Origin of the sequence: Rhizobium pisi (assembly GCF_003938655.1) — a bacterium.
GTDB classification, from domain to species: domain Bacteria; phylum Pseudomonadota; class Alphaproteobacteria; order Rhizobiales; family Rhizobiaceae; genus Rhizobium; species Rhizobium pisi.
In genome coordinates, this window is sequence record NZ_RJJT01000018.1 from 102,963 (window position 1) to 128,752 (window position 25,790).

Genomic DNA, 25,790 nt, shown 5'->3' on the forward strand with positions numbered 1-25,790 from the left:
GATGATGGGAGCGGATGAGAAGGGCTATTTCACCGAGGGGAACTCGGTCGAGGTCGTGACCGGCCGCAATGCCGGGGCCAAGGACGAGCGCTTGAAGGAGGTGATGGACGTCATCACCCGCAAGCTGCATGAGGCGGTGAAGGAACTGGAGCCGACACAGGAGGAATGGATGCAGGCCATCCTCTTCCTCACCCGAACCGGCCAGATGTGCAACGAGTGGCGGCAGGAATTTATCCTGCTGTCGGACGTGCTCGGCGTGTCGATGCTGGTTGATGCGATCAACAACCGAAAGCCCTCGGGCGCGTCCGAAAGCACGGTGCTCGGCCCGTTCCACGTTGCTGATGCTCCGGAACTGCCGATGGGCGCCAATATCTGCCTCGACAGCAAGGGCGAGGACATGGTCATTGAGGGCCGTATCCTCGACACTGAGGGCAAGCCGATCGCCAATGCCGTCATCGATGTCTGGCAGGCCAATGACGAAGGCTTCTATGACGTACAGCAGAAGGGCATCCAGCCCGACTTCAATCTGCGCGGCATCTTCCGGACCGGTCCGAATGGACATTATTGGTTCCGCGCCGTGAAGCCGAAATACTACCCGATCCCGGATGACGGCCCCGTCGGGCAGTTGCTCGGCCATCTCGGCCGCCACCCCTACCGCCCGGCTCATCTGCACTACATCATCAGCGCCGACGGTTTCGAGACGCTGACGACGCATATCTTCGATCCCGACGATCCCTATATCCACTCGGACGCAGTTTTCGGGGTCAAGAAAAGCCTGCTGGCGAAATTCAACCGGGTGAATGATCCGGGGCGCGCGAAAAGATACGAATTCGCCGGCGATTTCTGGGAAGTGGCGCATAACTTCGTGCTGGCGAGAAGCCGCACCTGACATAATGACGACAGGAGAGGATGCGTGCACCGCATCCTCTCCTGTGCGTTTTCAGCACCGTATCAGTCGGCGGATAAGATACGCTCGCGCTCGCCCATGAACGGTCCTTGTACCCACTGGATTGTCTTTTCGTGTTTCTCGACCGCTCGCCGGAGTTCAGCGAATTCCCGCCGGATATGGCCGACAAACTTGCGGCCGGCCGGGTTTGAATAGGGCTTCTTGCGCGTCATAACGCCGAGCACGCGCTCGGGCTGCGGAATATCAAGCGGAATGATGCTGATCTTATTCTCGCCGCGGAAGGCATGAACGACGGAATGCGGCAGAATGGCGAGTGCATCGGTGCCCGCGAGGTAATTGACGACGCTCAACAGCGACCCGCCGGCATAGCGTAGCGACACCTCCGCCAGCCCCAGCGTCAGCAGAATATTGTGCAGGTCGAGCACCAGCGGAGACCCGGGCAACGGCGCGATCCAGGGATAATTGACGATGTCCTCGGTCGTGAGGTTGCGCTTGCGGACCAACGGATGGCCGGCGCCGCAGGTCAGGACATTGCGCGCCGTCAGGATCGGCTCGAAGTGCAAGTCAGCGCGCAGATCCACCGATCCGGTCGGGGTCACTGCGAGGTCGATCTGACCGGAATCCAGTTCGGCGACGAGGTCGGGATAGTTGCCATAGGACTGGTGCACCATGATGCCCGGCTCGCCGCGCTGGAACGAGGCGATCATCGGCGACACAACCGCATCCATGAAGAAGGGCACACCGCCGATCCGCACCCGCCCCGACGAGCCGGACTTGAAGCTGCGGATGATCTCCATCGCCTTGCGCGACGATGCCAGGATGACCTTGCCCTGCTGGCCGAGCTGCTCACCGAGCGGTGTCGGCTGCATCGGCCGCCGGCCGGAAACGAAGAGCGGCTCGCCGATGCGCTTTTCCAGGATCGAGAGAGTGCGCGACACCGCCGACTGCGTCATGCCGAGCATGGCGGCCGCTTCGGTGACACCGCCGGTCTCGATGACGGCGGCGAGCTGGACGAGGTGCGCTTCGACGATCTTCATAGCAAATTGCTATAGCTTGCATGAACAATGTCAATCAGGAGCGGAGTGGATCGGCTATAGTCGGCACATTCACGGGATGTTTGCGACACGCAGGCTGCGCCGTGGTTCCGGATGACAACGGTGGAGGAACCGCATCCGGAATTCGCAACGTCTTTGGAGGAGGACGACATGGCCCTTGTTAGCGGCTATCACCATCTGACGCTCTGCACCGACGGTGTGCAGGAGGATTACGACTTCTACACCAAGGTGCTCGGGCTCTATTCGGTCAAGCGCACGGTGCTGTTCGACGGTACCATCCCCGTCTATCACCTTTACTACGGCTCGCGGAACGGCGACGCCTCGACTATCATCACCACTTTCCCCTTCCGCAAGCCGGCCGTCTTCGGCAAGCGCGGCACCAACCAGTCGAAGATCATCCAGCAGGCCATCCCGGTCGGTTCGGCCGACTATTGGATCGACCGGCTGAACGGCAAGGGTGTCGATGCCGCCAAGATTTCGCGCTTCGGCATTACCCGCGTCGCTTTCAAGCATCCATGCGGCATTCCGCATGAACTGGTCGAAAGCCCGGCCGACAACCGTCCGGCGATCGTCAATGAAGCGCAGCACGTGAACGCCGCCCATGGCATCAAGGGCATCTATGGCGCGGCCATCGCCGTCTTCGACCGCACCGCGATGGACGAGTTCCTCGGCGTCGGCATGTCGATGAAGAAGGAAGCCGACAGCGACGAGGGCCTGATGTTCTCCGTGCCGAATGCCGGCGGGCCGAGCAGCATCGTCGAGGTGCTGCACGAATCCACCGGCCCGCAGGGCACCTGGACGCTGGCCGGCGGCACGATCCATCACCTCGCCCTCAACACCGGCAACGAGGAAAACCAGCTCGAGCTCAAGGCGCATCTCGAAGGCCTCGGCTTTACCGACGTCTCGGATCAAAAGGATCGCAACTATTTCAAGTCCTGCTATGTCCGCTCGCCCGGCGGGGCGTTGTTCGAGATCGCCTGGTCGGTCGAAGGCGGTTGGGCGCTCGACGAACCGGCGGGCCAGATCGGCACGACGCTGGTGTTCCCACCATGGTTCGAAGATCGCCGGCAGGAACTGATTGCAGGTCTCGAACCCGCGACATTCTGAGTCCGGCGCCATGTCGAACCACGACACACCGCTCCTCCGCGGCGCGAGCCCCGAGGAGGCCCTGGTGCACTGCGTCTTCATCCACGGGCGTACCCAGTCGCCAGAGGACATGCAGGAACAGGTGATCTCGAAGCTCAAGGTGCCCGGCGTCGCCTTCGTGCTGCCGCGGGCCCGGGGCAACAGCTGGTATGACGCGCGCGCGACCGACGTGCTGACGGATCCCACCCGGCAACAGCTCGAGCAGGCGATCGCTTATGTCAGGCAACTGATCGGCGACCTTCCCGGGGCGAACAACCACCCGAAACCGCTCGTCATCGGCGGCTTCAGCCAAGGCGCCTGCCTCGCGGTCGAGTATGCGATGCGGCACGGTCCGTGGAACGGCGCCCTGGCAAGCTTGACCGGTTGCCGCGTCGGCACGCCGGCTTGCGACAGGCCCTTTGCCGATCTCGACCGGCTGCCGGTCTACCTAACCGGTTCCGACAAGGACCCGTGGATACCCGTCGATGCCTTCGCCCAGACTGCTGCGGCCCTCGCCCGGGCTCGGGCGCGGCTCCATTGCGACATACTGCCGGATAGGTCACACGAGGTCTCCGCTACCGAAATTGCGCAGCTTGAGAAGGTCCTGTGCGGGCTTTCGAACCGGAGCTGGTGGTAGTGCAGGCAAACCGGGGCTTATCGCAAAGATACTTCGGAAGTCCAAGTGCAGATTGGCTTCACGGAAGATGACTAGCGTGACCGACGGCTTCGGTCGATACCAGGATCCGAACGTCGCAGGCGGATGGCCCTCGGGGCCTCCTTGGTTCATCTGGCTGCAGGTGCCACCCTGTCGCATTGGTGCGGGCAAAGGCGGTCTACTGTGTACTCGGGAGGGATTGCGGTAGGCCGAATATCGGGAGGACGGTGTCTTCGAAGCGGGTCATGGCGCTGATTCGGTCGCCGGAGAGAGTGAGAACGAAGAGGCCCACTCCGTGGATACCGGTGGAGGTTTGTCGGTAGACCCCGAAAGCCGGCTGGCCGTTGGCTCGCGTCCGCACCAAATGGAACCCTTGCACCGAGCCGAAAATGAATGCGAAGAAGCGGGCCACGCTGTCTCGTCCCTGGTATTCCAGCGGTATCGGTGGCATCGACAGGAAGACGTCACCGGTCAATAGAGCCACCAACGCGTCGATGTCGGCAGATTCGTAGGCGCTGACGAACTTCGCGAAGATCGCGTCCTCTGCAGGTGAGGCGCTACCAGGCGGCGGCTCCATGGCAGTGGTCACCGGCAGTCGGCGCTGCATTCCTGCACGCGCGCGTTTGAGGGCGCTTTTGACCGATTCGACGGTCGTGTCCAGCATGCCGCCTACTTCGTTAGCGTGGAATCCGAGGACATCGCGCAGGATCAGGACGACGAGTTGGCGAGGCGGCAAGATCTGCAGGGCGGTCACAAAAGCCAGGGAAATGGATTCGGTTTGCTCATAGCGCGCCTCCGGGCTCACTGGGATGCGGAATCGTGGGGCATGGTCGCATTCGAAAAGACCTCCAAGGCCGTGCTGGGTCTGGGACCGCCGGACGCCGCGTTCATTGCTCGCGGGGAGCAGAACTTCGCGCGCTTCGCCGCCGTGCTCGACCGGTCGCTGAACGGACGGACGTGGCTGACGGGCGAGGCTCTGACCGTCGCCGATTTCTCGGTTGGCGCGATCATACCCTCGGCGGCGCGGATTGGGCTTTCCATAGCCCCGTACCCTGAAATCGCTCTCTGGTACGCTCGTCTCGCCGCCCTCCCGCCCTGGCAAGTCGCTCTGGCTCAGCAGGCCTCAGCTGCGGCGGCCTGGCAGGCCGAGCGCCAGGCAGGAACGGCGATTGATCTCGGACCTGGCGCTGGCGCCTAGGCCGGCGATGCCCCGCCGTCGGATAGGCCTCTGGTCTTGGGCGATTCGGTGGGTCAGCCCCGTGTTGCCCGTACCACCGACATACCGTCGACCAACCGAGATGAGGGTTACAGCTCCGGCATGGACGGCATTATAAGCAACTTGATCTCGAGCGCTAGCGCGTCACGCCGCACACCTAACCTAACTATATGCTTTTAGAGAACTTTTGATGTCAGTCGCTCGCGAGCTCTTATACGAAATAGCGGCAGCATTGGTCATCGCGATTGTCGGTGGTGCCGGATTGCTCTGGCAGATCGCGGGCGGTTACGGTTTCAATAGCCCAGCTCTTCGTCCAGGCGCAGCTGTTCGAGCCGCATTTTGTGCGCACACCACCCGCATGCGTCTCCGCTTCAGTTTCGTCTCACCCAACAAAGAGGTTGAGAAAGCCATTGCTATCGTTGTAGCAATCGGGATCAAAGAGAAATCGTTATGACCACCGCAAAGTCCAATTCGCTCGTTTCCCGCCTTTCTGCCCCGCCCATTCCGTCCGTCGTTGCCTGGAGCCGCGAATACAGCGGAGAAAAAGGGCCGCTCATCGATCTGTCGCAAGCCGTGCCCGGCTATCCCGCGCATCCGGTGATGCTGCGGCTTCTTGCCGAGGCGGCCGGACAACAGGCTATGACGGGATACGGGCCAATCGAGGGCGAGCCTTTATTGCGCAAGACCTACGCTGCCCATGTTGCCGAGCTTTACGACACCGATCTTTCGGCTGCCAATATCCACATCACCGCCGGCTGCAATCAGGCGTTCATGTGTACGGCGATTGCGCTTGCTGGCGCGGGCGATACCGTAGCGCTCACCAATCCCTTCTATTTCAATCATGACACGACGCTGTCGATGCTGGGGATCGGGCGGCAATTGGTCGACTGCGATCCTGCCAACGGGTTCTTTCCCGATCCGCGTTCGGCCGAGGCGGCACTTGCGGCCGGCGCGAAGATGCTTGCCGTCGTTACGCCCAACAACCCCACAGGGGCGGTGTATTCGCCAAGCTTGCTTCATGAGCTTTTTGCTCTCTGCCGGAAATATGGCGCCTGGCTGATCCTCGATGAGACCTATCGCGATTTCCTTGGCGAGGATTACGGACGGCCGCACTCTCTGCTGTCCCAGCCGGGCTGGGAGGACACGCTCGTTCTTCTCTACAGCTTCTCGAAATCCTTCTGCATTCCTGGCCACAGGCTGGGTGCGATCACGGCAGGCCCCAAACTCGTCGCCGACATCGCCAAGGTGATGGACAACATGCAGATCTGCGCGCCGCGTTCGGCTCAGATCGCCGTTGCATCGGCTCTCCCGGCGCTCGCCGATTGGCGGGCCGGAAACCGGCTGGAGATCGCCCGAAGGGCTCACGCGTTGAGGCAGGTCTTTTCCGGGCTACCGGATTGGGAGATCGGAGCGATCGGCGCCTATTTCGCCTTTGTCCGCCATCCCCACGCAGATCGATCGTCGTCAGAGGTTGCCGAAAAGCTCGCTAGGGAAGCCGGCATTGTTTCTTTGCCCGGCGCCTATTTCGGGGAGGGACAGGAGCGCTACCTCAGACTCGCCTTTGCCAATGCGGATGTCGCCTCGATTGGGCTATTGTCCGAGCGCCTTCGCTAGGCCGCTGCGATCGACCTCCGCCGGAAGTTGGTGATAGCCACCGCGCCAGTAAAGCAGCGGTCCTATGCCTTGCCGGATTTCGATCGCGCAGACATGTCCGACCAAAATCGCATGGGAACGGTAGTGGAATGCCGTTTCGAGCTTGCAGTCCAGGACGGTCAGGGCATTTTCAAGGGCGGCCGCGCCGGTCTTGAGATGATACCATCCCGCATCGCCGTAGCGCTCCGTGCCCTTTCGCCCGTCAAAACCGGCAAAGGATTGCGCTACCTGCTGCTGGTCGGCGGCGAGCACATTGACACAGAAGCAGCCGTATCGCCGCAGCGCCGGCCATGAGGAAGACGCCCGATTGACGCTGACGATCACGGAAGGCAGTTCCGCCGACAGCGACGAGACCGACGTTGCGGTGAAGCCGGTGCGGTCTTGCCCGTCGCCGACCGTAATCACGCTCACCGCACCGGCAAGATGACGCATCGAAAGCTTGAAGTCCGCTTCGCTGATCAGAGCCTCGGCACTCATCGGGCCGGCGCCGGCGTTTTGGCAAAGCGGTTTACAGGCATGGAAAGACCGAGGTTTTCACGCAAGGTCTTGCCTTCGTATTCCTCGCGGAATAGCCCGCGGCGGCGAAGCTCCGGCAGAACGAGCCGCACGAAGTCGTCGAGACTGGACGGCAGGGTCGGGAACATCAGGATGAAGCCATCGGCGGCGCGTGTCTCGAACCATTCCTCCATGTAGTCGGCGATCTGGGCCGGCGTGCCCGTCATGCCATTTCCGGTATGCTTCTCGGCATAGTGCCGGATGAGTTCGCCGACGGTACGGCCGCTTCTGACGAAATCGACCAACTCGTCGAACAGGGCGCGCGATCCCTTGGGCGCCGCCGGCAGACGATCCATGGGGAAGGGCTTGTCGAGAGCCACGTCGCGCAGGTCCGCTTCCAGGAATTCGGAAAGCATCAGGCGGCCGACATCGGGATGCATCTTGTCGATCAGATAATCCACCTTCGCCTTTGCCTCGGCCTCGGTTTCACCGACGTTGGTGACGATGCCCGGCATGATTTTCAGGTCGTCCGGATCGCGCCCATAGGCCGGCATCCGGCTTTTGACGTTTTCGTAGAAGGCGCGGTTCCGATCGATATTCGATGCGAGGCTGAAAACGATCTCGGCGGTGCGTGCCGCCATGTCCATGCCGGGTTCTGAACCGCCCGCCTGGGCGATGACAGGGCGGCCCTGGGGCGTTCGCGCGATGTTGAGGGGGCCGCGAACCTGGAAGTGCTTGCCTTTGTGGTTGAGCGTATGGTGCTTGTCCTTGTCATAATAGACACCGTTTTCACGGTCGAGAAGCAGTGCGCCCTCCTCGAAGCTGTCCCAGAGGCCGAAGACGACATCGACGAACTCGTTGCCGCGCTCGTAGCGCAGCACATGCGGATCGAGCCCCTCGCGATTGAAGTTGTAGCCGGTTTCGTCATGATCTGACGTGACGACATTCCAGCAGACGCGGCCCTTGCTCAGATGGTCGATCGAGGCGAACAGACGCGCGACATTGAAAGGCTCGTAGTAACTCGTCGACACCGTCGCGACGAGACCGAGATCCCTGGTGGTGACCGCCAGTGCCGAGAGCAGCGAGAGGGGTTCGAAACGGTTCATCTTTGTGGGAATACGGGCAAGCGCACTCGGATCGCCGACGGCGGCGGCGGGAGAATCCGCCATGAACATGAAATCGAATTTGGCCGCCTCGGATCGTTTGGCGACATCGAGCAGATGAGCGAAGTCGTTGGCGCCGTTGACGTCGCTTGCCGGATGCAGCCAGGAGGCGGGATGAAAACCGAACGTATAGACGAAAGTTCCGAGTTTCATCTTGTCGGTTCGTGCCATCGAGCTCTCCTGCCATGTCGGTCACGCCACCCCACGGGAAACCGCCCTGCGCAAGTTATCGTCAGGCACAAGTTTTCATCAATATTGCGCAGCTGTGTTCCGTTTTAGTTTTTCTAAAGTGTTGGCCTGGGCGCGGACGCCAGGGCCTGCTGACGGGAAACAGCCATGAGCCAATCGCGGAATTCACGCCCATGCGGCTTCTGCAACGCCGCACGGTCCCAGGCGAGATAATAGCTTTCGGCCAGTGCTATGCGTATGTCGACGGGAATGACGAGCGTCTGTGCCTCGAGCTCATCTGATATCATCGACATCTGCGCGAGGACGACGCCGCGCTTGTTGACGGCTGCGTCAATCGCACTGCTCGACAGAGTGAAGGAAAGACCGGCTGTGCTCTCCTCGAACCTGGTGCCCGTCTTAGCAGCAAACTCGCGCCAGCTTGGATAGGGTGTGAAATGCCGCTCCCATTCAACATGCAGGAGTGGATATTCGAGAAGCCGCGCGACGGAGGGCGCCTTGCCCTTGATCAGCGCCGGCGAGCAGGCCGGCACAACCCAATCGCGGAACAGTTCGGTATAGTGTTCATGCTGCAGCACATCCGATCCATAGCTTATGCGGAAATCGACGTCGTCGAAGCCCATGCGCGGTTCCTTGTCGCGGCCGACAATCCTGACATGAGCCTTCGGATGAAGGGCCTGCCAGTCAAAGATCCGGCGCCCTATCCATTTGTTGACGACGGAAGACAGGGCGCTGAGAACCAGAGCATTCTCATTGCGTGCGCGTTCCAAAATCTGTTCCGCAAGCGCGAATTGCTCGAAACCCTTCGATATCTCCTGGTGATAGAGCCGCCCCCATTGGGTGAGCTCCACAGTGCGGCCGTTGCGCTCCAGCAAGGTGACGCCGAGAAAGCTCTCGATCTTGCGGATCTGCTGACTTATTGCGCCGGGGGAAACCTTCAGCTCGAGGGCCGCGGCGCTTACGCCGCCACAGCGACCGACGGCTTCGAACGCCTGCAAGCCCTTGAGCGGCACTGTCCGGATAGCCTGTTTCTCGGTCAAGAGGCGGTTCTCCGCGGCAGTTGATCCTTGGCGCTTTTTTTACTCGGATGAAAGTCGCCGGCAAACTGGAAACGGTCGCCGGGATGGATGATCTCGACATAGGTGACCGTGCGGCTGTTCTGGCCATGTCTGCCGGATGAGGGTCAGGCAGGCCTTACCACGCTCGGTCTCAAGCAGGCGTGCCGTGGCGGCATCGGCCCGAAACGGCGCGAATGACATGCCTTGCCTTCGACCAGGGCAAGCCGCCCTTCGGCAAAAAATCCTATTTCGGCTTTATCGGCCTGAAGTGGCTTGGCAACCTTGCTGAAACGAAACTTTCCAGATTCAGGTTTTTCAACGCATGAGCGTCCCCGCAATAGCAGTCAGGAATCTCATCAAGACTTTCGGAGAGACCACGGTCCTTCATGGTATCGATCTCGCCATCGAGCCCGGACGGGTTTCCTGCCTCATTGGCCCTTCCGGTTCCGGCAAGAGCACCCTATTGCGCTGTATGGCTTTCCTTGAGGAGGCAACGCGCGGGACGATCTCCATCAACGGCGAGGTGCTTGGCTTCACCGAGGATTCTCAGGGACGGCGCGAGCGCGTCTCGGCCGCCACCAACCGGGCGATCCGTGCCCAAATCGGCATGGTGTTCCAGCAGTTCAATCTCTGGCCGCACATGACGGCCCTCGGCAATGTCAGCGAAGCATTGAAGACGGTTCACAAGATGAGCCGCAAGGATGCAGAGGAGCGGGCAATGGCCCAGCTCGTCAAGGTTGGCCTCGAGGGCCGGGCCGGGCACTATCCCTCGCAGCTATCAGGCGGACAGCAGCAGCGCGTGGCGATCGCCCGTGCTCTGGCGCTGAAGCCCAAGATCATGCTGTTTGACGAGCCGACCTCGTCGCTTGATCCAGAGTTGACCGGCGAAGTCTTGAACGTCATGCGCGATCTGGCCGCCGAGGGCATGACCATGGTTGTTGTCTCGCATGAGATAGGTTTTGCCGCGACCGTCGGCCAGCAGATCATCTTTCTCGACCATGGCAAGGTGCTCTTCAGCGGATCGCCCCAGGAGGTCTTTAAGAAGCCGCGAAATCCCCGTCTTGAACAATTCCTCGATACCTATCTCGACCGTGGTGCCTCGATGTTGCTGTAGTGTCCATGTCCTTCCAGATCCTCAGGCAGACTAAGTCGAGCAGCTAGAATCTCCCCCAAATCTGATCTGCATTCACGCCGGGGAAAACGACTTATAGGTTCCGCAAGCTATTCAACGGCCTGTTCGTCGTGAATTGTTTTGACGATCGAAAAATGGCGGAAGCGGCGGCAGATGGGGAGGTCACCGGTTCGACTCCGTTCAAGAGCAGTCATAGCCGGTGCGCAGGGTAAAGATCCTGTCGAACCGTCTTTCGGAAGGCCAAGATTGCCTGCGGGGAGGGCTTCTACCTAAATTGCGGGCAAGCGCCTTGTCCAGGCGTAGATGGAGCAACGTGACATCGCCTTCGGGACTGTTGTGAACTGCCTTACCAGCCATAGCTGAAGGTAGCGCCACTGCCGTTATCCCCATCTTGCACCACGTCGGTTTCAGTATTTCGCCCATACTGGAAAATGCCATAAGCATTGTAGTTGCCATTCTGCCGCAAGGTTGCGGAATGACCATTGCCCCTCTGCCGGATGAAGCCGAGATTGCCACGGCCAGCCTGAGCGATGCCAGCCGCATTGCCCCGGCCCAGCTGCCGAATGTCGGCGTCTTTCAGGCCGCGGTAGAGCGAATAGACGCGCAGTCCGGTTGAAAAAAGATCCGCATCCTCGGCATTGCCCGGGGCGAGATTGACCGAGATTCGGCCGCCGGCATAGGCTGGAGCAGACAAGGCTACCAGCCCTAGGCTCCCGGCAAGAAGAGTGACGGTAAGCATCTTAAACACGTTGCGGGTCATCCTGATCTCCATTTGCCGGCTGCCTTGGCCGATGATCAACCTTCGCATCTTTCAGCTGAACCCAGTCGGAATTGCCCGTTCAGTTGTTGTTCAGTCGTTTCAGCCTGATCGAAAGCAAAAGGGCGCCGAAAGCCGGCGCCCTTTTAGAGGGATTTGCAAAGTGTGGAGGCCGTTCAGTTGCCACCGATCTGCTTCGTGCAGCTGAAACTCTTGCCCCCGATCACGACATCCAGTGTCGCCCTGTATTCGGCTCCCTTGGAGTCGAGCGAGACGGAGCTGAGAATTGCCGCATGTCCCGCTGTGGCATCAAAATCGCCACTCTGGTTGACCGCGGAGCTTCCAGCGCCTCCTGATTTCTCGACATGGAAGGTGTAAGTCCCGCCGACATGCTTGTCGGCGTGGATGAGTGCATCCAGTCTGACCATACCTGCTCCAGGCGTTGCTTTGATTTCACAAAGCTGCGCTCCGTCAGATTGGTTGGCAGTCGTCATGGCCGCAACGGCACCGACGGGAAGCAGAACCAGCGCAAGAATGGCCATCAGGCGGCGTGGATGTTTGATGCTATTTGGCATGGGTCGTCTCCCTTGATGGTCTGATCACCGAGCAGCCGCTTACGGGCAGGCCTGGACGAAGGCCGCGACATTGCCGTTGCCACCCTGATTGACATTGGCGCTGCAACCATGGCCGACCTGAACGCCAGCTGCGATGTTGCCATTGCCGTCCTGGGTAAGGATGGTCGTGTGGTTGGAGCCAAACTGGCCGATGCCGGCTACGTTGCGGTCGCCGTTCTGATAGGTGGCGCCGTAGTTGTCATTGCCTTCCTGACCCACAGCCGAAAGATTATGGCGGCCATATTGACGGCCGACAATCCGGTTGTAGCCACCGTTCTGGTAGGTTCTGATCCGGTTTCCGTATCCTTCCTGCGCACCACCGGCAGAGTTCGACCAGCCATATTGTTCGATACGCACTTCGTTGGCCATGGCGGGGGCTGCGGCGGTGAGGCCAACGAGAGCGACGAGTGCGGTTGCAATGAAAGACGTGCGGATCATGACTGTGTGTCTCCTCAGGCGGATAGGACCGCGGTTGAACGTCTTTCTTTTAGAACCGCCCTTTGCAACGGAAGCTGAAGGCACCATTCAGTCGGGGTTCATTCGCAGAGATCGGCGCCCGCCTCCTCGCAATTGAATCGGTAAACAGGCCTATTTCAAATGGGATGCTCCAGCGGTCGCTTTCGATTGTTCATTTTCACGTGCCCGCACCAAATAGGCCTCCGTGACTGAAACTGCTAAACTCCTCTCGCGAATTTTACCTGGCGATTTCATGCTCGGGGCAGGGGAGGGCTTCTCAAAGCCCCGAGGCCTTAGTGAGATTGATCTGGAAGCGATGGCACGTAGCGCTCTCGTCGACTTTGGCCGAGGAGGCAAGGCCGGCATGCAGGGCGTGGCCTGAAAATTTCTGCTCCTGTTCGCTCTCGGAAAGATCGTCGTAAAGCTTCAGTTGGCAGAACTTGCCACTCGGTTGGGCGTGCATCTATCGCCTTGCTCGGCATGCACGGTGGCTATGCAGGTGCTCAATGCCGTCGCGCAGTTCGAAAGGGATTTGCTGATCGTGCGGACGCAATCTGGTTCTCAGGCGCGTAAAGTCGGAAGGAAGGGTTCTCGGCCATCCGCAGCATGGGATCCCGCGGGCGGCGATCATGTCGCGCGCCGCGGCGAGATTGATGTAGTCCGGCATGGTCAGCTCAGTCGGATAGCGAGAGGTCGATCGACATGACGAGTGGCTCCGGCATGTTCCATAATATCTATTACGCCGCATTTTGAGCTGATATAACATTACATATAGGTGCATTCCAACCGCGAAACGCGCTCGAGCCTTTTCAAAGGCAGCGGAAGGCATAGACCACGCTTGAAACCTTCGCCGGCGCCTAGTATATGCACGTGTATATACATGAGAGCCCAATATGCCCAATTTCCGACATCAAGAGCCTATCTCCCCACGGGAGGCCAAGCTTTTCAGGAACAACAAGAGTCAGGCTGTACGAATCCCGGCTGACTTTGAGCTACCCGGCGACCGGGTGATGATCCACCGCGACGGCAATCGGCTCATTATAGAGCCTGTGCACCGCAAGAACCTCCTGGAAGTACTGGCAGGTTTGGAGCCGCTTGGTCCTGAGGATCAATTTCCCGAGGTCGACGATACCCTGCTTCCTGTGAAGGCAATCGACCTGTGAGCAGGCTTTATATGCTGGACACCAATATCGTGTCTGAGCTTGCCCGAAACCCGAGGGGCGTCGTCGCTGAACGCATCGCCGAGGTTGGACCCGATGCAATCTGCGTCAGCATTATCACGGCGTCGGAATTGCGCTACCGGTGCGCCAAGAAGAGATCGCCCAAACTTCTCGCACAAATCGAAGCTATCCTTGGCAGCGTAGCGGTCCTTGCGCTGGATGTGCCCGCAGACGCAGAGTACGGCGGCATCCGAGCTGAACTGGAGGCCGCTGGCAAGCCAATCCGTCCGAATGATCTGTTCATCGCCGCCCACGCCTTTGCCGTCGGAGCAGTCCTGGTGACGGCGAACACGGACGAGTTCACGCGTATTCGCGCTTTGCAGGTCGAGAACTGGTTGGCTTGAATGGGCCATAGGTCATTGGAAATTCTGATGCCGACTTGGCGCATCGTTCTTGCCTCAATCCGGCCTCACAACCCGGAGCCATCGGTAGGATCGTTCGCCGATGCAACGTGGGGCAACCGATGGAATTCAGAGTAGAACATGCGGGCATCAAAGATCGTGGCATTCAAGAGCGTACCCCGCCCCGTAAACGGTGCGAATCCTCAGATTGCTGAGTCCTGCAAACGCTTTTCGTAGCCGGCCGATATGCACGTCGACCGTCCGGCTTTCCACAGCGCACGGATCCGGCCAAACGGCCTCGATGAGTTGCGCGCGGGTACTGATCTGCCCCTGCCTTTCCAATAGGAATTTAAGGATTCTCATCTCCATTGGCGAAAGCGCAATTCTCTTGCCTGAAACCACAACGGCATGCGTCGCGAAGACAATCTCGGCGGCCGCAGCACAGTTTGGCAGAGGGGAAACCTCCGATCGCGAGCTTATGCCTTGCAGAAAAGCGAGAAGCTTTGAAGGCGACAAAGGACGCGCGATGCCTTCGTCGAGCCCCGCCTTGATCAATTGCAGGTGCTGGGTCCGCGTGTTCTCGCCGATAAGTGCACCCACCGGAAGGCCGGAATCCTTCAAGAGCTGACATAGCGGCGCAACATCACTCAGCCAGGCTGCACAATCGAGGATGACGGCGGAAAGCTCTCCTGATGCGCAGGCGTCCACGACATCGTCGTCATTTACAGCAAGATGCGCCTCGAACCCCTCACTACGCAGGATATGCGCGAGGAGCAGATAAAGCTCGGCGTTCTGCGAGCAAACCAGAATGACAGCAGCCATGTCGATTGCCTTTTCCTTGCCTTACGAACGCAAGCTCAACTCGGCGCGAACTCGCCACCGTTGACATCTATGATGGCGCCATTGACGAACCCGGCATCCTCCGATGCCAGGAACGCGATCACTGCGGCGACGTCGTCCGAAGCACCGAGGCGACCGGCCGGAATACGGGCGAGCGCGTCGATGTTGGCCTTGCTTTGCGGGGAGCCGGTCAGAGGCGTCAGGATGCGACCTGGCGCCACGACATTCGATGTTATGCCATAGGGGCCATATTGAGAAGCCAGTACGCGGGATAGTCCTGAAAGTGCGGCTTTGGACGTCGCATAGCTCGCGCCGGCGATCCGTGGTCTTGTCCGGCCTGCAAGAGATCCGACGAATATGACGCGCCCATAACCTTTTTCCTTCATCGCAGGCAGAACTGCCCGACAACACAGCATCGCCCCCGTCAGGTTGACGGCGAGCACGTCGTTCCACTCTTCAAGGGTAAGGTCGGCGACGTGAAGAGGGCCATCGGGACCTTTTGGCGATATTCCCGCGTTGCAGACGAGGATCCCAGGCGTGCCCAAGACATGGACGACTACGTCGAAAAAGGAGTTAATTGCCGCCGGTTCGCGGAGATCAACCTTTCTTGCAAGCGACCGTTCCGGTCCAAAAGTCTTGGCAAGCGCGGCGCCTGCGGCCATCACGCTTGCTTCGCCATGGCTGAAGACGGCAACCCGATGACCGGCCCTGAGCAGACGAAACGCAGTGGCAAGACCGATCCCGGTCGTGCCACCACTGATGACCGCAACACGCGGTATGCCCGGGCTCATGCTGCCTGATCCATTGCAGCAAATAGCGAAATGGGTGGATGGGCATCGGCCTCCGTTATCACCTCGATCAATAAGGGGCCTTCTTCATGCAGACCGCGCTCGAGGTATCGAGGAAGATCGGCAGGATCGGAGATACGGACTGCCGAGCAGCCGCAAGCTTCGGCAATCTGCCGATGATCGACATCCGCGAAGCTGCAGGCGGTCGTGAAGCTGCCGAACTTGACAGTTTCAGCATCACGCTGGAAGCCGAGGATACCGTTGTTCAAAACGATGATGAGTATGGGAAGCTTGCATCGCACCATAGTCTCCAACTCCGCCCAGCTGTGGGCGAAGCCGCCATCCCCTACGATGGTGACGACCGGCTTATCCGGCTTTGCCGCTTTCGCGCCGAGGGCAAGTGGCAGGCCCCACCCAAGTCCGGCAAGGCCCCGCGGCGACAGGAAGCGCATACCGGGAGAAAGGGCCCGCAACTGGCCGGCTATCCACATCGAGGAGTAGCTCGCATCGGAAACAACGGTCGTTTCTGCTGTCAGCACTTGCTGCAGTTCGGACATGACGCGCTCGGGACGTATCGGACTGTTCTCCGAGCCAGCGACGGATTGCCGCTCCGTGTCAAACGCGCGCCAGAAACCAGCGATCCGAGCCGTCAACTCGTCGCGCTGCGATGCGCGGTACGAGAGATCGCGTCCGGCAAGCGCGCTTCGAAGCGCGCTGATGGTTTCGGCCGCGTCGCCTGTCAACCTGAGCGCCTCGTAAGTACGCCCGATCTCGGTGGGGTCGACATCGATGTGGATGACGGATGCGGAAAAGGGAATTTGGCGCCAACTATCGGTGCCATTCTGGTTGGTTCGTGTCCCGACCAGAATGACGAGATCGGCTTCTTCGACGAGCGCGAGTGTGTGCCGTCCAAGCGATCTCGGCCCGACGAGAGCGCCGAGAACGCCAGCCGACAGCGGGTGGAATTCGTCGACCGCGCCTTTTCCCATATTGGTCGTCAGCACGGGAAGCGAGGCTTCGTCCTGCAGCGCCGAAAGCTCGCCGGCGGCATGGCTTGCATGGACGCCCCCTCCGGCAATGACGATAGGCGCGTGGGCAGCGGCAATCATCGAGGCCGCGCGCTCGATCTCGCGATCGCGCGGACGCAGCCGATCGAGCGGCCAGTGGCCGAGGACAGCCTCGCGCCGAAAAGCCGAAGGGGCTACCTGCTCCCGCAAGAGGTCGGCAGGGAGCAGGAGAGCTGCCGGTCCTGGCCGGCCCGAGGCGGCCGCCGTGAAGGCGGCATCGACATAATCGTCGATGCGCTCCCCAACGATCACCTTGCGAACCCACTTCGTGCAGGATTGGAACAGGGTAAGATGATCGAGCTCCTGGAATGCATTGCGGTCAGCCTGATCTCGTTCGACATCCTGGACGAGAGCAACGACCGGAACGCTTGCCTTCAGCGCTTCGGCCAGCGGCGGAACGAGAAGCGTTGCGGCAGGTCCGTTCTGTGCTGCTACCACGCCGATCTTGCCGGACAGGCGTGCGTAGCCGTCGGCCATGGTCCCTCCCATGTTTTCCTGGCGATAGGCGACCTGACGGATGCCGATTGCTTCGGCCGCGAGGATAACCGCCGAAGGCAGGCTCTGAGCAAAGATATGGGTGACGTCGTGCCTCTTCAGGGAAAGGGCGATCCGCTCGGCGACGGTTAGATGATCAGTTGCCATGGTCACATGCCTGCTTCGGTTGGGGTTGCTTCAAGGATTGAAAGGAAGTCTGCAAAGGCTGAGATGACCGCGTCACCGTCAGCAGTCGTCATTGCCGTCGAAAGGCACGCCGCAGCACCATTGGGAAGCAGGATGCCGCAGTTGAGGAAATGCCTGGAGAGGCGGCCCATCAACTCGGCCTCTCCCGGCGCGAGATACGCTTCGCGGAAGTCCGTTGGCTGCTTTCCTTTCGGGTGGATGCGAAACAAGGATGCAGCCCCCGTCACGCTGAAGGCTGCACCGTGGCGCTCGATTTCCCTTCGAAGCCCGGCGCGGATGCGATCGCCAAGACTCTCGAGTGAAGCGAAAGCACCATCCGTCATCGCTTCCATGGCGACCCGGCCGGCGACCATCGACACGGGATTTGCCGAAAACGTGCCGCCTTGCGGCAGCAGCGGCTTACCGCTGTCGCTTGCGAACACGCGCATTACCTCTTTGCGGCCGCCGATCGCCCCGACAGGAAACCCTCCACCGATGATTTTGCCGGCCGCGATCAGGTCGGGGTGGAGACCATAGCGGGCTGAAGCCCCCAAATATGACTGCCGCAGATTGAGGACCTCATCGGCTACGATGAGAATTCCGTATTGCTTCGCAATCGCCTCGACAGCAGCAAAAAAGCTCGGCTCCGGAGCAATCAGCCCGGCGCGGCTTGGCATCGGATCAATCAGGATACAGGCCAGCGACGGGGCAGCCGCAGCGATCCGGCGCTCCAGATCCGCGATATCGTTGAAGCGGATCACGGTTACCTCCTCACCTACCGAAGGTGGCATACCGCGATAGGCGGGTACGGCCAGCGACTGCGGTGGGTCGTTCCACATGGCCGGCGACACCGCCTGCCCCGTTTCCGCCCAATCGTAAGCGCCGTGATAGGCACCTTCGATCCGGGCGATGCCTGGCCGGCACGTAAAGGCGCGAGCAGCCTTGATCGCAAACATCACAGCCTCGGTCCCGCTGTTGACGAAGCGAATATGCTCGAGCGCTGGAATGCGCTCGATCAACAGCTCGGCCAGAGTGATCTCGTGCTCAGTCGGGTTGGCGAAACACGTTCCGCGATGAAGCAGATCCGCAACCGCATCGGCAACTGGAAGAAAGCCATGGCCGTGTATCAGCGTCGTGAAATTATTGTTGAGGTCGAGAAGGCGATTGCCGTCGACGTCGATGAGATAGGCGCCTTCCCCGCGTGAAATGTATAGCGGGCTGGGCTCGTGATCGACCGTGACCCGCGTGATCCCGGTCGGAAATACGCGACGACCCCGTTTGAAGAAATGTTCGGATCTCGACCGGGGAAATCCCCGGCCGCTGCGAAAGACATCTGGGTGAAACATTCTGATCTTCTCCGGCCAACGCGGGTCGCGGCGCAACCCTTCATAATTTTGTTATAACAAAAATCATGAACCCGAAGAAGTTGCAACAAAATAATCTGGCTGCCTTTGCTATTGCCGCCTGAGACGCTCCTGCGCGGCCTTCTTCAGGCGCCGGTAGCCGTCTCGAATGTCGTTTTCCATTGCGGCACGGACTGCAGAAGGGTCTTTGTCCACCAAGCCCTCTATCGCGGCCAAGTGGTTGTGGACACCGTATTTTGCTTCCGCGAACTCGGGATAGAGGTCGTGGAACGAGGCCCCCACCCTTAACCACAGGGCTTCAATGGTCGAAAGGAGGTGCGGCATCTCGCACAGCCGATAGATCGTGAAGTGGAATTCCTTATTGTCGTGAAGAGCGTCGGAGTAGCGCTTTTCGTCGAGCGAGAACGTGATTTTCTCCTGCAGCGCCAGGAGCTTGTCAACGACGTCATTGGTTGCGCGAAGCGCGCCTTTTTCGGTCGCCAACCCTTCGAGAGCAAGCCGCATCTGCGTGACTTCATAAAGCGCCGCAAGATCGAGATGCGGGACGATGACAGTTTTAGGACCCACCATGACGAGCGCGCCCTCGAAGACCAGGCGGTTGATCGCCTCGCGCGCAGGCGTGGCGCCAACATTCAACATCTCGGCAACCGAGCGGATGGGCAACTTATGACCGGGCTTGTAGGCACCACGTGTGAGTTGCTCCTTGATCGATGAATAGGCGAAATCGCTGAGACGTCCAGACTGCAGATCCGACGCCGGCGATTCCTCTCCGGTTGTAGTTTCGTTCAATTTTGACCCCCAAGCGTTGACATCTTCACATTTTTGTTGCAACAAAAATGGAATAGACGAAAAACGATGCCGTAATGTGACAGCATAACGGTATCGCAACTATTCGCAACGCCCTGGCCCCGGAAGGCCACGCCCGAAACAAGCTGCCGGTCTTGCCGGCATGACACCCACAGCACCCGGCGCCGCACGAGCGGAGCCGGGAGGTTTCAATGCGTGCCAAAGCACGCAAATGAGGAGATATCATTTTGATTGGTGCGCCTGTTTTTATCGATCGCATAGGCAAGGTCTACGGCAGCCAGACTGCCGTTGGCGCAGTGACCTTGGACATTTCGGCAGGCGAATTCCTGTCGATCCTCGGGCCGTCGGGATCAGGCAAGACGACGCTTCTGACAATGATCGCCGGTTTCGAAAGCCCATCTGCCGGACGTCTCGTCATTGGTGGGCGCGATGTCACGGCCATATCGCCCGATCGCCGTAATATCGGGATGGTCTTCCAGCGTTATGCCCTGTTCCCGCATCTGACCGTCGCCGAAAACATAGCCTTCCCGCTGAAGATGCGCGGCATCCGCAAAGACCTCAGGGCCGAACGCGTTGGCCGGGCGCTCGACCTCGTTCAACTTCCAGACTACGCCAAGCGCTACCCTCACGAACTGTCCGGCGGCCAGCAGCAGCGAGTGGCAGTCGCGCGAGCAATCGTGTTCGAACCGCCTGTTCTCTTGATGGACGAGCCACTCGGAGCGCTCGACAAGAAGCTGCGCGAATCCATGCAGATCGAGATCAAGCAGTTGCAGCGGCGCCTCGGCGCGACGGTCATTTACGTGACGCACGATCAGGAGGAGGCGTTGACGATGTCCGACCGGATCGCGGTTATGGCAAAGGGACAACTCGCGCAGCTTGGAACCCCGGCGGACCTTTACTGCAATCCGCAGAGTGCCTTTGTCGCCGATTTCATCGGCAAGATGAACTTCCTGACCGGAGAATTCCTGGGGGAGACCGCCGACAGCCGGACGATCAGACTGGGTGACGACGTGGTCATCGATACGCCGGGCGCTGTAAATGGTTTCGAGAGTTTGGCAAAAGCAGGCGATCACGTTCGGCTCGCGTTGCGGCCAGAGCGCCTCGGCCTTGCATTGCGAGGCACCGGGGGAAAGAACGCCCTTCCCGGCCGGATCGAAACGTCGGTCTTTGCCGGCTCCTTCGACCTCCATCTCGTTCGCACCGATTTCGGAAGCGGAGAGATCATTCAGGTGCAGATCCCTGCCGATGGAAAGAGGATGCCCTTTGCAATGGGGACACCGGTGGATGTCATCGCCGAACGGGACGGCCTACGGCTCTTTGCGGTCGCGGAGGCATGAGATGACCATGGCCGTCGACAATCTACCCCTTGCACCAACCCGTCCAGCAAGCTGGTTTTTCTCACGCTCGGCACGCCGGTATTCGCACGCGCTGACGCTCCTCTTGATTTCGCCGTTGATGCTCTTGCTGGCCGGAGGCTTCATCTATCCGATCGGGCGGCTTGTCTCTCTGAGTTTCATGGCGTCCGGATTCACGCTGGAGCACTACGAGCGGATCGTCACGCTTCGCTGGTATGTCGACTTTCTCTCCGATCCGGACTGGTGCGCGGCAACGATCTTCAGTCTGAAGATTGCACTGGCGACGACGATTGCCTCGACGGTCATCGGGACATTGGCGGCCATCGGGCTCGTGCGCGGCAATCTGCCGGGAAAGACCCTTCTGCAGGCATTGTCGCTAGGGCCGATGATCGTTCCCCATGTTGTCTTTGGCGTTGCCCTCTATCTGGTTTTTTCCCCGCTCAGCTTGACCGGTAATTTCTCAGGCTTCCTCACCGCGCACACCGTGCTTGCGGTACCCTACGTGATCATCACCGTGTCGGCGGCACTCGAGCGCTTCGATACGTCGCTCGAGCTTGCCGCACTGAATTGTGGGGCAAGCCGGAGCCGCGCCTTTTTCAGCATTGTGCTTCCTAATATCGCGCCGGCGGTGGCTGCGGCTTCGGTCTTTGCGTTTCTGGCGTCATTCGATGAGGCGACCGTCGCCTTCTTCATTTCCGATACCGGCGGCAAAACAATCAGCCGCAAGATGTTCGAGGACATCGATTTCAATCTCACCCCGGTCATAGCAGCGGTTTCGACACTGCTCGTTGCAGTATCGCTGCTTCTCATGGGGACCATTCATCTCCTTACCGGCCGCGGGGAGGATTAACGTGGCCCATAATCGGACGAAGGAATACGCGATGATAGAGCGAACCAAGATCAAGCCTTTGCTGCTTGCGGCTTGCCTCGTGTTTGGAGGTGCGGCGGCGGCGCAAGCCGGGGAACAGGTCATCGTTGCGACCACAGGCGGCGCCTATGATGCGGCGCTTCGAAAATTCTGGTTCGAACCGTTCACCGAAAAGACCGGCATCAAGGTTGTTTCGGTCGCAGCAACGAATGCCGAGATGCGGGCGAAAGCTGCGGCTATGGTGAAGACCGGCAATGTAACCTGGGACCTTTACCCGGACGGCGAGATCCAGGCGAGTGCTGAGGCGCATCGGCTGACATCTGAAGACCTGACCGAGTTCTGCAAATCCTTCCAGGGCCGTCCGGACCTGGTCGGGGATGCCTGCATCAGCGGCGGGGCCAGGCTGTTTTCCACCGCAACGCTGATGGCCTACGACCCGACTGCCTTCAAGGACGGAAATCCGTCGAGTTGGGCCGATATGTGGGACCAGACAAAATTTCCCGGTGGTCGCTCGTTTCCAAACTTCGACGATCCATGGCGGGTCATGGCTGCCGCACTGCTGGCCGATGGTGTTCCCCGCGATAAGCTCTTTCCGCTCGACGTTGAACGCGCCCTCAATAAGCTCGACGAGATCCGCCCGGCTATATCGCTCTGGTGGAAGACCGGCGACCAGAGCGTTCAGGGCTTTCGCAACGGCGACTACAGCATCGGGCAGATCTGGCTGACACGCGCAAATACACTGAAGGCGGAAGGACGCCAGATCGGCTGGTCCAAGCAGGCCTCGTTCCTCGTCGGCGATCGCCTGACAATCATCAAGGATGCACCGAACCGCGCAAACGCTTTGAAGTTGGTCGGCTACTGGCTTGACCATCCGGAGGCGCAGGCCGGGGTGTGCGACGAACTCCTTTGCACGCCGCCGAGCCGCAAGGCGATTGACTTGATGTCGCCGGCTGCACGCGCGGCACTGCCGAGTGATGATGATATCCGGAATTACATCGTCATCCCGGACGCCAAATGGATCAACGACAACGCCGCGATGATGCTCGAGCGTTGGAACGCCTGGATCCGATGATCCATCCATCTCCGGGCGGCGTTACCGCCCGGAGGGGTGGAAATGGTTCCTTACCCCTTGAGAGCACGGTTGATGGCAACAGCGACGGCGCGTACTTCGGCAGCCGTGTGGCCGGCCGTCGGGCATATCCGCAGCCCCGCCCTTCCCTTGGCCACCGTTGGAAAGAAAATGGCCGACGTGTAGTAACCGGAATCGAGCACCAGTCTGGCAGCGCCGATTGCCGCAAGCTCGTCACCGACGACAACGGTCCTGATCGGGAGACGGGACCCCGACTGTGCGGTCGGCACCAGTTCGTCGAAAAGAGAGATGTATTCTGCGAGCGCCCTTTGCCGCACGCCCAATTCCGGTGTGTGATGGACCGACTGAGAGGCGAGAGCTGCACCGATCGCCGCAACATTGATCGAGGCCGAGAAGGCATGCGCGAGAGCAAAACGCCGGAAGATCTCTTCCTGGAACGCCGTAGCGAGCATTAGCATGCCGCCCGAGGCTCCGAAGCCCTTTCCAAGAGAGGCTGCGATGATCGTCCGGTCACCGAGACCGTCAGGCATTTGCGAACGGGCAAAACCCTCGCCTCTTTCTCCGAAGATCGATATGCCGTGAGCATCGTCGATATAGAGGAAGAGGCCGTATCGGTCCTGCAGCTCGCGCAACTCCTTGATCGGGGCGCAGCCACCCATGGAATACACACCGTCGCAAACATAGGCGACCGTATCGTTCTGGCGGCAAATTTCTTCGAGCGCCTGAAGATCGTTGTGACCTATAGTTCGAACCTCGCATTCCTCTGCAACGACGGGCTTGTTGAAGGCGAGCGTTGCATGCGCGAGACGGTCGAACACCATGACCGGTTTTTTGCCGGCCGTGAGAACGCCGGACGCAATCAGCGGAAGCGCGCTCAAATTGGCAGCAAGCACCGTTGTGTAAGTGATCACCCTCGCACCGAAAAGATCGGAGAGAGCATCCTCGAGGTCTCCGAGGACTGCGAAATTCAGCCGCGTACGGGCGCAGGACCAGTGCAGCGTTCCGTAACGCCGGACCGTTTCGATTGCGCCTTCGATAATTGAGGGGTGATTGTCGAGCCCGAGATACGAGCAACGGACGAAGTCGACGACACGCTCTGATCGGCGCTCCCAAACCGGCAGTTCCACCGCTCGACCGTCGGACGGGTGGACATAGAGGGCCATCAGGCCGTCGAGATGGGCGGCTGCAAAGTGCGGACTTGCGTGGCTGATCAGGCCCGCGGTGTTTCTGTGGGATGTTTTCGCCGATCCGGCGCCCGATACTGCCTCTTGCATATTGTCCTCCCAGTTGATTCCATACTATTCACGCTATGCGCGTACTCTGTGTTTATGCAACGAAGGAGACAGCAAATTTTCGGGAAGTTTCGGTGAACATGTGAACGTAGCGAAGTCATATGTTTCAGGTGATATCGATTGCGTATCCTTCCTTTGGCACGGTGCGGATCACATCGCGGCCAAGCGCCCGCTTCAACGCCCGCCGGAGGCGGCCGATATGAACATCGACCGTCCGCGGCTCGACGAAGGCTGATTTCGGCCAAGCGACGGCGATCAGTTCCGTGCGGCTGAGAACGCGCCCCGCGTCACCCATAAGAGCGCTCAGCAGACGAAACTCTATCGGGCTGAGATTGACCGGCATACCCCGTACCAGCACACGCCGGCCGCCAACGTCCAGCTTCATATCGTCAAATATTGGAACGAGGTGGCTAGGCATCTCGTCGGAAGAATTGCCTATTTTATCGTGAAGGTAAGACAGTAGCCGATCCGGTGGTAACGGCCTTGCAAAGCTCTCATCGACATCGGCTTTCAGTATGTTGAGATAGGCGGCCTTTTCGGCTACGAGCGCGATGAGTGTGAGGTTCTCTGCAAGCCCCTTTTCCGCAAGCCCAGAGGCGATATCAGTCAGGACTTGCGAACCCGGCTGGCAGTCGACGATGATGGCTGCAGCGCCGCGCTCCGCAGCGGTCATCACGGCCTCGTTTGGAATATCGACCAGCACCGTCCGGTATCCGGCCCCCCTCAAGATGTATGACAGCATCAAATAATAGTCGGCATCCCGAGATACTATCGCCAGAAGTGCGCTCATCGGCTCGATCCGCCAGCCATTGAGCCCGTTCTCGCTATTTTTGATACGACAAAATTATCACTGAATCGCCTCATTCTGGGTAACGCCTCAAGCCTTATGTGTAGACAGCCTCGAAAAGAATCGCGAAAGCGCTCTTATTGCGAATATTTTTATAGCTTGCCTTTCTGTTTTGTTACAACATAATATTGAGTGTGAGGAGCACTTCGCGCCGAAGCGCATATTTGCCAGGGACGACACGTGATCGTGGCCCACTCGGTGGGATCGACGTCCGGCATGAATTGATGGCCTGTTTCCGGACGGTAACGGGGCTTTCTGATGCGCGAAACGTTCGAAGGGTTCTCAGCCGGCTGCGCCGCAGCCACACCGGATTTTTGGAGTGATGCAGATGTTGGGGACATAAGTGCTGCTGTCCGTTCGATTTACGGACAGCATGCGAAAACAGCGGCCGCCTGGTGTGCTATAGGCGCGCGCTCCGACGGTCGGTCAGGCGATTTCAAGTTTTGGACCCGGGTTTTCGAGCTTCTGGGGACAGAGAAGATTGTGGAAATCTGAAAGCAAAGGCCAGGGTCATAGACTTTCAACGTGACGTCGCATGCGTATTCGGTCCGACGGCATTCCGAGGACGGGACGCGTAGCCGTGGGGCTCGCTTTGCAATATAGAACGCGGTGCGGGTCGCGGACGATCCCGTCGGAATGTGTCTCGCACTGGGCGATGACCACCCTTTGTCTCCTTCATCGGCTTCAGAGATCAATGCCGCGTCTGCGGTTAACCGTGCGCTGGCGCCGTTCCGAGACGATCTTGTCGCTGCTCTCGAGTCGGACGGTCTGCTGCAGGA

General features: G+C 59.8%; 29 protein-coding genes and 1 pseudogene. 13 read left to right on the top strand and 17 right to left on the bottom strand.

What is annotated here, in order from left to right:
- Positions 1 to 4: 4 nt before the first annotated feature.
- The gene (locus EFD55_RS23645) at positions 5 to 889 is read left to right on the top strand and encodes an intradiol ring-cleavage dioxygenase (RefSeq protein ID WP_125848019.1); all 885 of its coding nucleotides are present in this window, start codon (positions 5 to 7) and stop codon (positions 887 to 889) included.
- A gap of 62 nt (positions 890 to 951) precedes the next feature.
- Here EFD55_RS23645 and EFD55_RS23650 read toward each other — a convergent pair whose 3' ends face one another.
- A complete protein-coding gene (locus EFD55_RS23650; protein WP_125847970.1) occupies positions 952 to 1,944 on the bottom strand; it encodes a LysR family transcriptional regulator in 993 nt (330 codons plus the stop codon).
- Positions 1,945 to 2,112: 168 nt separating this feature from the next.
- Between EFD55_RS23650 and EFD55_RS23655 the strand changes: the two genes are divergently transcribed.
- Both EFD55_RS23655 and EFD55_RS23660 read left to right on the top strand, forming a co-directional pair.
- Positions 2,113 to 3,069 carry a VOC family protein gene (locus EFD55_RS23655; RefSeq protein ID WP_125847972.1) on the top strand — a complete coding sequence of 319 codons (957 nt, stop codon included), beginning with the start codon at positions 2,113 to 2,115 and terminating at the stop codon, positions 3,067 to 3,069.
- 10 nt (positions 3,070 to 3,079) lie between these two features.
- Positions 3,080 to 3,724: an alpha/beta hydrolase gene (locus EFD55_RS23660; RefSeq protein WP_125847973.1), complete on the top strand. Its 645-nt coding sequence runs from the start codon at positions 3,080 to 3,082 to the stop codon at positions 3,722 to 3,724.
- 196 nt (positions 3,725 to 3,920) lie between these two features.
- Here the strand turns inward: EFD55_RS23660 and EFD55_RS23665 are convergent, their stop codons facing one another.
- A complete protein-coding gene (locus EFD55_RS23665; protein ID WP_245438531.1) occupies positions 3,921 to 4,547 on the bottom strand; it encodes a sigma factor-like helix-turn-helix DNA-binding protein in 627 nt (208 codons plus the stop codon).
- 21 nt (positions 4,548 to 4,568) lie between these two features.
- On the opposite strand from EFD55_RS23665, the gene EFD55_RS23670 reads away from it, so the two are divergent.
- The 3 genes from EFD55_RS23670 to EFD55_RS23680 all read left to right on the top strand — a co-directional run bounded on the left by EFD55_RS23670 (position 4,569) and on the right by EFD55_RS23680 (position 6,572).
- Positions 4,569 to 4,940: a glutathione S-transferase family protein gene (locus EFD55_RS23670; RefSeq protein WP_125848021.1), complete on the top strand. Its 372-nt coding sequence runs from the start codon at positions 4,569 to 4,571 to the stop codon at positions 4,938 to 4,940.
- A 208-nt stretch (positions 4,941 to 5,148) separates the two neighbouring features.
- Positions 5,149 to 5,412, top strand: coding sequence for a hypothetical protein (locus tag EFD55_RS23675; RefSeq protein ID WP_125847975.1), 264 nt, complete (start codon positions 5,149 to 5,151; stop codon positions 5,410 to 5,412).
- A complete protein-coding gene (locus EFD55_RS23680; protein ID WP_125847977.1) occupies positions 5,409 to 6,572 on the top strand; it encodes an aminotransferase in 1,164 nt (387 codons plus the stop codon). The genes EFD55_RS23675 and EFD55_RS23680 overlap by 4 nt, the downstream gene beginning before the upstream one ends.
- Here EFD55_RS23680 and EFD55_RS23685 read toward each other — a convergent pair.
- The 4 genes and pseudogenes from EFD55_RS23685 to EFD55_RS23700 all read right to left on the bottom strand — a co-directional run.
- The gene (locus EFD55_RS23685; protein WP_125847978.1) at positions 6,549 to 7,088 is read right to left on the bottom strand and encodes a flavin reductase family protein; all 540 of its coding nucleotides are present in this window, start codon (positions 7,086 to 7,088) and stop codon (positions 6,549 to 6,551) included. The two genes, EFD55_RS23680 and EFD55_RS23685, sit on opposite strands and share 24 nt — an antisense overlap.
- Complete coding sequence (locus tag EFD55_RS23690) at positions 7,085 to 8,440, bottom strand: LLM class flavin-dependent oxidoreductase (protein ID WP_125847980.1); 1,356 nt, start codon at positions 8,438 to 8,440, stop codon at positions 7,085 to 7,087. Before EFD55_RS23690 ends, EFD55_RS23685 begins: the two co-directional genes overlap by 4 nt.
- Positions 8,441 to 8,553: 113 nt before the next feature.
- Positions 8,554 to 9,495, bottom strand: a complete 942-nt coding sequence (locus EFD55_RS23695; RefSeq protein WP_125847982.1) for a LysR family transcriptional regulator — start codon at positions 9,493 to 9,495, stop codon at positions 8,554 to 8,556.
- Positions 9,492 to 9,736 (bottom strand): annotated as a pseudogene (locus EFD55_RS23700) (UTRA domain-containing protein); the annotation flags it as partial. The pseudogene EFD55_RS23700 and the gene EFD55_RS23695, both read right to left, overlap by 4 nt.
- Positions 9,737 to 9,835: 99 nt before the next feature.
- On the opposite strand from EFD55_RS23700, the gene EFD55_RS23705 reads away from it, so the two are divergent.
- Entirely contained in the window at positions 9,836 to 10,627 is a 792-nt protein-coding gene (locus tag EFD55_RS23705) for an amino acid ABC transporter ATP-binding protein (RefSeq protein WP_125847984.1), read from the top strand.
- A gap of 364 nt (positions 10,628 to 10,991) precedes the next feature.
- On the opposite strand, the gene EFD55_RS23710 is transcribed toward EFD55_RS23705, so the two are convergent.
- From EFD55_RS23710 to EFD55_RS23725, 4 genes are all read right to left on the bottom strand, one after another.
- Entirely contained in the window at positions 10,992 to 11,405 is a 414-nt protein-coding gene (locus EFD55_RS23710; RefSeq protein WP_164737508.1) for a curlin, read from the bottom strand.
- Positions 11,406 to 11,578: 173 nt separating this feature from the next.
- A complete protein-coding gene (csgH, locus tag EFD55_RS23715; RefSeq protein ID WP_125847986.1) occupies positions 11,579 to 11,977 on the bottom strand; it encodes a curli-like amyloid fiber formation chaperone CsgH in 399 nt (132 codons plus the stop codon).
- A 39-nt stretch (positions 11,978 to 12,016) separates the two neighbouring features.
- The gene (locus EFD55_RS23720) at positions 12,017 to 12,454 is read right to left on the bottom strand and encodes a curlin (protein WP_125847988.1); all 438 of its coding nucleotides are present in this window, start codon (positions 12,452 to 12,454) and stop codon (positions 12,017 to 12,019) included.
- A 295-nt stretch (positions 12,455 to 12,749) separates the two neighbouring features.
- Positions 12,750 to 12,935 carry a hypothetical protein gene (locus tag EFD55_RS23725; RefSeq protein WP_245438235.1) on the bottom strand — a complete coding sequence of 62 codons (186 nt, stop codon included), beginning with the start codon at positions 12,933 to 12,935 and terminating at the stop codon, positions 12,750 to 12,752.
- A 430-nt stretch (positions 12,936 to 13,365) separates the two neighbouring features.
- Between EFD55_RS23725 and EFD55_RS23735 the strand changes: the two genes are divergently transcribed.
- Positions 13,366 to 13,635 (top strand): antitoxin, encoded by a 270-nt coding sequence (locus EFD55_RS23735; RefSeq protein WP_125847990.1) that lies wholly within the window; start codon positions 13,366 to 13,368, stop codon positions 13,633 to 13,635.
- A complete protein-coding gene (locus EFD55_RS23740; protein ID WP_125847992.1) occupies positions 13,632 to 14,036 on the top strand; it encodes a type II toxin-antitoxin system VapC family toxin in 405 nt (134 codons plus the stop codon). Before EFD55_RS23735 ends, EFD55_RS23740 begins: the two co-directional genes overlap by 4 nt.
- A 147-nt stretch (positions 14,037 to 14,183) precedes the next feature.
- Here the strand turns inward: EFD55_RS23740 and EFD55_RS23745 are convergent, their stop codons facing one another.
- The 5 genes from EFD55_RS23745 to EFD55_RS23765 form a co-directional block, all read right to left on the bottom strand.
- On the bottom strand, positions 14,184 to 14,855 hold the full coding sequence (locus EFD55_RS23745) for a winged helix-turn-helix transcriptional regulator (protein ID WP_245438220.1): 672 nt from the start codon (positions 14,853 to 14,855) through the stop codon (positions 14,184 to 14,186).
- Between the two features lie 35 nt (positions 14,856 to 14,890).
- Positions 14,891 to 15,664, bottom strand: a complete 774-nt coding sequence (fabG, locus tag EFD55_RS23750) for a 3-oxoacyl-ACP reductase FabG (RefSeq protein ID WP_125847994.1) — start codon at positions 15,662 to 15,664, stop codon at positions 14,891 to 14,893.
- On the bottom strand, positions 15,661 to 17,370 hold the full coding sequence (locus tag EFD55_RS23755; protein ID WP_125847995.1) for an acetolactate synthase catalytic subunit: 1,710 nt from the start codon (positions 17,368 to 17,370) through the stop codon (positions 15,661 to 15,663). Before EFD55_RS23755 ends, fabG begins: the two co-directional genes overlap by 4 nt.
- A 2-nt stretch (positions 17,371 to 17,372) precedes the next feature.
- The gene (locus tag EFD55_RS23760; protein ID WP_125848025.1) at positions 17,373 to 18,734 is read right to left on the bottom strand and encodes an aspartate aminotransferase family protein; all 1,362 of its coding nucleotides are present in this window, start codon (positions 18,732 to 18,734) and stop codon (positions 17,373 to 17,375) included.
- A 108-nt stretch (positions 18,735 to 18,842) separates the two neighbouring features.
- A complete protein-coding gene (locus tag EFD55_RS23765; RefSeq protein WP_125847998.1) occupies positions 18,843 to 19,541 on the bottom strand; it encodes a GntR family transcriptional regulator in 699 nt (232 codons plus the stop codon).
- A gap of 245 nt (positions 19,542 to 19,786) precedes the next feature.
- Here EFD55_RS23765 and EFD55_RS23770 point away from each other — a divergent pair, with 245 nt between their 5' ends.
- From EFD55_RS23770 to EFD55_RS23780, 3 genes are read left to right on the top strand one after another with little or no spacing between them, the layout of a single operon-like run.
- Positions 19,787 to 20,896: an ABC transporter ATP-binding protein gene (locus EFD55_RS23770; protein WP_125848000.1), complete on the top strand. Its 1,110-nt coding sequence runs from the start codon at positions 19,787 to 19,789 to the stop codon at positions 20,894 to 20,896.
- Between the two features lie 7 nt (positions 20,897 to 20,903).
- Positions 20,904 to 21,764 (top strand): ABC transporter permease, encoded by an 861-nt coding sequence (locus EFD55_RS23775; RefSeq protein WP_125848027.1) that lies wholly within the window; start codon positions 20,904 to 20,906, stop codon positions 21,762 to 21,764.
- Positions 21,765 to 21,795: 31 nt separating this feature from the next.
- On the top strand, positions 21,796 to 22,854 hold the full coding sequence (locus EFD55_RS23780) for an extracellular solute-binding protein (protein ID WP_125848002.1): 1,059 nt from the start codon (positions 21,796 to 21,798) through the stop codon (positions 22,852 to 22,854).
- A gap of 50 nt (positions 22,855 to 22,904) precedes the next feature.
- Here the strand turns inward: EFD55_RS23780 and EFD55_RS23785 are convergent, their stop codons facing one another.
- A complete protein-coding gene (locus tag EFD55_RS23785; RefSeq protein ID WP_125848005.1) occupies positions 22,905 to 24,146 on the bottom strand; it encodes an 8-amino-7-oxononanoate synthase family protein in 1,242 nt (413 codons plus the stop codon).
- Between the two features lie 124 nt (positions 24,147 to 24,270).
- Positions 24,271 to 24,954, bottom strand: a complete 684-nt coding sequence (locus EFD55_RS23790) for a winged helix-turn-helix transcriptional regulator (protein ID WP_125848007.1) — start codon at positions 24,952 to 24,954, stop codon at positions 24,271 to 24,273.
- A gap of 315 nt (positions 24,955 to 25,269) precedes the next feature.
- Here EFD55_RS23790 and EFD55_RS34390 point away from each other — a divergent pair, with 315 nt between their 5' ends.
- A complete protein-coding gene (locus EFD55_RS34390) occupies positions 25,270 to 25,506 on the top strand; it encodes a Y4oE-related protein (RefSeq protein WP_125848009.1) in 237 nt (78 codons plus the stop codon).
- Positions 25,507 to 25,790 lie beyond the last annotated feature (284 nt).

What these genes read in the sequence shown, in the direction of transcription:
- EFD55_RS23790 (WP_125848007.1), bottom strand. Translation starts at nt 24,954, where the DNA reads ATGAGCGCACTTCTGGCGATAGTATCTCGGGATGCCGACTATTATTTG.
- csgH (WP_125847986.1), bottom strand. Translation starts at nt 11,977, where the DNA reads ATGCCAAATAGCATCAAACATCCACGCCGCCTGATGGCCATTCTTGCG.
- EFD55_RS23735 (WP_125847990.1), top strand. Translation starts at nt 13,366, where the DNA reads ATGCCCAATTTCCGACATCAAGAGCCTATCTCCCCACGGGAGGCCAAG.
- EFD55_RS23745 (WP_245438220.1), bottom strand. Translation starts at nt 14,855, where the DNA reads ATGGCTGCTGTCATTCTGGTTTGCTCGCAGAACGCCGAGCTTTATCTG.
- EFD55_RS23785 (WP_125848005.1), bottom strand. Translation starts at nt 24,146, where the DNA reads ATGCAAGAGGCAGTATCGGGCGCCGGATCGGCGAAAACATCCCACAGA.
- EFD55_RS34390 (WP_125848009.1), top strand. Translation starts at nt 25,270, where the DNA reads ATGCGCGAAACGTTCGAAGGGTTCTCAGCCGGCTGCGCCGCAGCCACA.
- EFD55_RS23780 (WP_125848002.1), top strand. Translation starts at nt 21,796, where the DNA reads ATGATAGAGCGAACCAAGATCAAGCCTTTGCTGCTTGCGGCTTGCCTC.
- EFD55_RS23675 (WP_125847975.1), top strand. Translation starts at nt 5,149, where the DNA reads ATGTCAGTCGCTCGCGAGCTCTTATACGAAATAGCGGCAGCATTGGTC.
- EFD55_RS23710 (WP_164737508.1), bottom strand. Translation starts at nt 11,405, where the DNA reads ATGACCCGCAACGTGTTTAAGATGCTTACCGTCACTCTTCTTGCCGGG.
- EFD55_RS23755 (WP_125847995.1), bottom strand. Translation starts at nt 17,370, where the DNA reads ATGGCAACTGATCATCTAACCGTCGCCGAGCGGATCGCCCTTTCCCTG.
- EFD55_RS23690 (WP_125847980.1), bottom strand. Translation starts at nt 8,440, where the DNA reads ATGGCACGAACCGACAAGATGAAACTCGGAACTTTCGTCTATACGTTC.
- EFD55_RS23655 (WP_125847972.1), top strand. Translation starts at nt 2,113, where the DNA reads ATGGCCCTTGTTAGCGGCTATCACCATCTGACGCTCTGCACCGACGGT.
- EFD55_RS23705 (WP_125847984.1), top strand. Translation starts at nt 9,836, where the DNA reads ATGAGCGTCCCCGCAATAGCAGTCAGGAATCTCATCAAGACTTTCGGA.
- EFD55_RS23760 (WP_125848025.1), bottom strand. Translation starts at nt 18,734, where the DNA reads ATGTTTCACCCAGATGTCTTTCGCAGCGGCCGGGGATTTCCCCGGTCG.
- EFD55_RS23775 (WP_125848027.1), top strand. Translation starts at nt 20,904, where the DNA reads ATGGCCGTCGACAATCTACCCCTTGCACCAACCCGTCCAGCAAGCTGG.
- EFD55_RS23725 (WP_245438235.1), bottom strand. Translation starts at nt 12,935, where the DNA reads ATGCACGCCCAACCGAGTGGCAAGTTCTGCCAACTGAAGCTTTACGAC.
- EFD55_RS23650 (WP_125847970.1), bottom strand. Translation starts at nt 1,944, where the DNA reads ATGAAGATCGTCGAAGCGCACCTCGTCCAGCTCGCCGCCGTCATCGAG.
- EFD55_RS23660 (WP_125847973.1), top strand. Translation starts at nt 3,080, where the DNA reads ATGTCGAACCACGACACACCGCTCCTCCGCGGCGCGAGCCCCGAGGAG.
- EFD55_RS23645 (WP_125848019.1), top strand. Translation starts at nt 5, where the DNA reads ATGGGAGCGGATGAGAAGGGCTATTTCACCGAGGGGAACTCGGTCGAG.
- EFD55_RS23720 (WP_125847988.1), bottom strand. Translation starts at nt 12,454, where the DNA reads ATGATCCGCACGTCTTTCATTGCAACCGCACTCGTCGCTCTCGTTGGC.
- EFD55_RS23670 (WP_125848021.1), top strand. Translation starts at nt 4,569, where the DNA reads ATGGTCGCATTCGAAAAGACCTCCAAGGCCGTGCTGGGTCTGGGACCG.
- EFD55_RS23685 (WP_125847978.1), bottom strand. Translation starts at nt 7,088, where the DNA reads ATGAGTGCCGAGGCTCTGATCAGCGAAGCGGACTTCAAGCTTTCGATG.
- EFD55_RS23680 (WP_125847977.1), top strand. Translation starts at nt 5,409, where the DNA reads ATGACCACCGCAAAGTCCAATTCGCTCGTTTCCCGCCTTTCTGCCCCG.
- fabG (WP_125847994.1), bottom strand. Translation starts at nt 15,664, where the DNA reads ATGAGCCCGGGCATACCGCGTGTTGCGGTCATCAGTGGTGGCACGACC.